The organism is Elusimicrobiota bacterium, from assembly GCA_041658405.1.
Lineage (GTDB): Bacteria > Elusimicrobiota > UBA5214 > JBBAAG01 > JBBAAG01 > JBBAAG01.
The window spans coordinates 1-5,388 of sequence record JBBAAG010000121.1; the positions used below are offsets into that span (position 1 = coordinate 1).

Annotated in this window: 1 protein-coding gene; it reads right to left on the bottom strand. The window is 44.7% G+C overall.

Going from position 1 to position 5,388, the window contains the following annotated elements; genetic code table 11:
- Nucleotides 1-5,388, bottom strand: a 5,388-nt coding sequence (locus tag WC955_12930; protein MFA5859958.1) for a DUF2341 domain-containing protein, incomplete at both ends; no start/stop codon positions are given.

Here is a 5,388-nt window from a genome sequence, read left to right on the forward strand (position 1 = left end):
ATGGTATATGTTGGCGTACCGGCCGGAGCTAAAGAAAGGTTGTAATAAGTGGCGCTGGTAACAGTGGCATTGGATGTGCCGGAATAAATAAAAGTGGAAGTTTGGGGGTAAAAGGTTCCGCTTTGTACAAACGGCGTACCGCTTCCGGAAAGTATCCAAGTTTTGCTTCCGGCGCTCAAAATACCACTATTGGTTAAAGTTCCTGCCACAGTTATTCCTCCTGTGCCGGCAGATGTGGTAGAAGCAGTCCCGCTAAGCGTTAAATTATTAAAGGTCCAACCCGTATTTCCTCCAAAATTTCCTGCTCCGGACAAATTAAAAGTTCCGCCGGTAATATTTATGGTACCATTTCCGGACACAGAACCTCCCGAGACAGTAATTGTACTGGTACTGGTTACGGTACCGGCAGAAACCGCCAAATTGTTGGCAACAACTATCCCACTTGAATAATTTTCTTGCGTGCCTACGGAATAAAAAGTAGTAGTGGAATTTTGGCTGTTGTATTCTGTTACTATCCAATCAACTGAACGGATAGCGGCAGATAATCTCAATTCATCCATTGAGCCATCTAAATTATAAGTGGTAAGGTCTGTATTGGAATAACCCAAAACATCGGTTGAACCCGTTCCTGAGCCTGGCATTGTACCGGTATAAGGTAAGGTTTTTGTTACTGCACCATTTCTGTAAAATTTTATGGTATCGCCAACTTCATCTACCACAACGGACAAATAAGTCCACGAACCGGTACCGAAGGCGGAAGAATCGTCAGTCAAGCCGGTACAAGAAGCTCCATATTCAAAAATCGGATAACCGGTCGTCTGAGCAATAAAAAATCCATAATTATAATTTGTATCACAATAGGTAGTTTGTCCTCTTTTTTGAATAATTGGACCAGTTTCTCCGTAATCATCTAACTTGAGCCAAGTCGATAATGTTAAAGTGGAAGCTATGTTCAAGTTACTAGTATGTGCTGCGGTTAATTCATCATCCGCTCCGTCGCCGCTTACAACTTTATTAATTTTGCCGTCGCTGTTAAAAACGGTGCCGTTGCCTTGAGCCAAACTAATACTATTCTTTGAATCTACCGCAGGACTTGAAGCTTCGCTAAAATGCCACACGCCTCTATAATCACTATCCCAAACCCCCGTAGTGGTAGCATTATAAGGGGCGCTGGCGTTGCCATAGTACATATACAAAGTAGTGTCTGTGGTAGTAGAAAGGGTTGGTACTTTTACCCAAGCTATGGTCTCTCCGGTGGAAGAAGAGTATTTTTCTATTTCATAATTAAGTTTGGTGGTACCGTCGGAAGAAGTAATTAAAATGTCTCCGCCGGTGCTACTTGCCACATTTCCCCCACTTCCTGTGTATTTTAAGTCTGCATCCCCTGCCACATGGAGCAAAACCGGAAAATTAGACAAAGCGGTGCCACTGGCAGTGGAAACTTTGGTTTTGTCTATGGTTATGGCTTTACGGTAGTTCCAAGTGCCACCGGTGGAGTACCAAGTGGAAGGAGCGCTTGCGTATAAATTAAACGTTCCGTTACTGCCGTTAATATCCAAATTGTAAAAAGTCGTATTTCCGGATATATTTTTAGTTCCGGAAGTGGAAGTAAAAGTGGTGGTACCGTTTGAGTGAGTAAAGGTTCCGTTATTGGTAAAACTTCCGGCCAAATTTAATGGGCTAGTGCTGGCGGCAACATAAGTTGCATTGGCGTTAATGGTAAAATTTCCCAAGATAGTAGTAGAAGCGCTATTGGTATAAGCGCTTACGGTAACAGGGTTAGTGCCGTCCCCAATAGTTAAATTGGAATTAATTACCACTGATAGGACACCCGCACTCGGAGTTTCCTGTCCATTGACAGCATAAAAAGTGGTTGTGGAATTTTGGTTGGCATATCCCGTGGCTATCCAATCAGCTGAGCGAATCGTGTCCGATATCCTTACTTCGTCAATCCAACCTCCCCAATACCTTGCTAAATCATAAGCCCTATTACCAATAGTATAATTGGCACTGTTTGTGCCTCGAGTTCCAGCAGGAGCTGTCCCTTGTTCAAGTACAGGCTTAGAAATTGAATCCAAATATAATAAACCATTATTGGCAGTAGAGCTACCATCGTAGGCAGCTGCAATATGTTGTATTGTATTGTCTATAAATTCACCATCAGGAGTGGTATACCAACTAACATCAATTCCGTTCCATCTGGTCCCTACTTGATAATTACTGTTAGAGGCCAGACCAGAGTTTAGGTAAACAGTTATTTCTTGTGCGTCTTCTAATACTGCGCGTTTTTCTATAATTCTTGGTAAATTTGAACCGCCGCCGCCACCCTGATATGCCCACGCTTCAATAGTGATTGAGGAATAATTCCCATTAATATCGGTAGTAAAAATATCTGTCGCATCCATAAATGAAGCCGCTCCACTTATTTTGCCAGCTATGGCCGCCACTCCGCTGTTAGTACCATCAACCCCCGTAACAGAATTTTTGAGATTAAGCGTCGAACTGTCACCAAAATGCCAAACTCCTTTATAATTTGCATCCCAAACCCCCGTAGTAGTAGCATTATAGGGCGCGCTGGCGTTGCCATAGTACATATACAAAGTAGTGTCTGTGGTAGTAGAAAGGGTTGGTACTTTTACCCAAGCTATGGTCTCTCCGGTGGAAGAAGAATATTTTTCTATTTCATAGTTAAGCAAACTGGTACCGTCCGAAGAAGTAATTAAAATATCTCCGCCGGTACTGCTTGCCACATTTCCCCCGCTTCCTGTGTATTTTAAGTTAGCATCCCCTGCCACATGGAGCAAAACCGGGAAATTGGACAAAGCAGTACCACTGGCTGTGGATACTTTGGTTTTATCTATTGTAATAGCTTTTCTATAATTCCAAGAAGAGTTGTACCAAGAGGCAGGCGTAGCAGTAGCACTGGCAAAAGTATACGTAGGACTACCTGCACTGGAAGGCGAAAGTTCCAAATTATTATAAGTTAAAGCGGGAATATTCGCCGCAGAGGTTCCCGTATATTTTACCGTATTGGAATTGGGCGTGAAGGTGCCTGAAACACAAAGCGCGGTTTGGCTGGCATCCGTGCAAGTTGTAGAAGTACCTCCTTCCGACAAAGTAATCGTTTCGCTGTCGCCGGTATATGTTCCGGCTACAGAAAGTTTTTGGGCACTAAGATTTCCTCCCGGCGCAAAGGTAGCGCCACCCATCACTTTTAAAATATTTACCAGCCAGCTTAAAGTGCTGGAAGCCGAAGGGGTAGTGGTTGCAACAAAACCAATATCAGTATCACTGCAGGCAGAGCCTGAACTATTATTGCACGCGGTCAAATCGCTAATTGCCATACTGCCTGTATGTTTATTGTCTATACTCACGCGATTTTGGTACAAACTCAAACCCGTGCAATCATTACCACTACCGCCATTACAAGAAGATCCATACTTAAATACCAAGCTGGAAGAAGTTGCCAGTGTGGTATTTAGCCAAACAGTTAATACTGTACCGTCAGACGGCTGAGTAACCCCGGAAAAAGTAAACGTACCGTCAGCGGCTGAAGTATTTGCAGAATAAGAAGTGGAATCCCCAACTGCCAGTTTTATGGACAGAGCCTCCTGCAAAGCCGAGGTTTCATTAGTACCGTAAACCGTGCCGGAAACAGAAACAGAAACAGAAACAGAAATTGAATCTTCACGCCATTCCACTTGGAAAAAATACTTTTGGTCAACGTCGGCACCCGCCTCCTGATAAAAAGCAATTCCTTCTCCGGGCTTAATAACCAATTCATCATCCGTGTTAATTGTCGTCTGTTCAAGGCCGTTTGCTTGGTTATTGGCGCCCGGGGTAATGACGGAACTTAAACGGGAAGTGGTGGCTCCGGAAAACAAAACAGTTGTTCCGCTATGCCTAATTTGAGCCGTTGAATCCGTACTGGAAGCATTTTTTTTGCCAATATTAGAGGCGGTAATTAATGTACTATTGGAAGAAGTACTAATGCGCCTAAAAGAAGCGGACACATAAACAGCCGATGTGGTGGCGTGAACCCTGGCTTCCATTCTTTGGACAACATAATTTTTCCCCGAATCAGCCGGGTTATAAAGCGTGCCATATACATAGTTAGGCTTAACTGCGGCAGGGGCTCCTACAATTTCCGGAGTAGAAAAAACAAATTCATTGGCCGCCGCCGGAGCGCTGGCATTGGGAACTTCTTGCCATTCTACCTCTAAAAATACCCGGTGTCCGGTAAACCCGGCTGTCTCCTGCCTTAAAGCTATCCCCTCTCCGGGCTTAAGGACTAAACTTTCCTGGGTTGAGGAAGAATTATAAGTATAAGTCCTTTCCGCGCGACCGCTTAAAGCAGGACCTACTACGGCAGTTACCACACTGGGGGCGCTAACCCCAATAAGCCTCTCCGTACTTCCCGAATAAGTTACGGTAACCCCTGTTTTTCTAATTTCCATTACCGAACTTCCGCTACTGGTATTTTTTGCGGGAATATCGCTGGCTGTTACCAGCGAGCCTGCCGAAGAAGTACTAATGCGCATTAAAGAAAAAGGCACGCTGGTGGCAGTAGCAGCGCTATCCACCCTTATATGTACTCTTTTAATTAAAGTGGTAGTGCCGGAGGTCGGCGGATTGTAAAATGCCGAATAAACATAACCGCTGTTAGTAACACCGGAATTCATCCCTATAGAAGTTAAATACTCGTTTACCGTTGTGGGCGCGTCGACGTTTGCCACTTCCTGCCACTCAACAAAAAATTTAACATATTGGTCAAGGTCGCCCGCCAGTTCGGTATAAAGAGCAATACCTTGCCCTTCTTTTAAAATTAAATCCCCGCGCGTGGCAAAAACAATTTCTTTTTGACTCCGCATTGCTTGTGCCGCCGCGCCCGGACCAATAAGCGAAGTTATACGCGCGTCCGTACTACCCCCGGAAAGCGTGGCAGTAACATTGTTATACCTTAACTCCATAACCGAATTGGGCGTACTGGTATGTTTTTTTGGAATATTAGCCGCGGAAATTAAAGCAGTCCCTCCGGAAGCAGCGCTAATTCTTCTTATAGAAATCGGCTGGGAAGTGGCAGTACCGTCCGCATCTACGTAAATTCCCAATCTTCTAACCACCGTTGTTTTGCCCGAACCGGACGGGTTAAAAAAAGTATGGTACTTGGCATTTGCCGCAGCCGCCAATTCCACTCTGGGATAATTCATCATGTACTCTCCTGCTGTAGTTGGGGCACTTGCTGTCTCTTGCCACTCCACAGCCCACCTTACCAGTTGGTTAAGATCGCCCGCGGCTTCACTTAAAATCGCCAGCCCTTCGCCGGGCTGAATAACTAATTTTTCGTCGCCATTGGCAAACCTTAAATTTCTGTGAGCAAATGCCTCG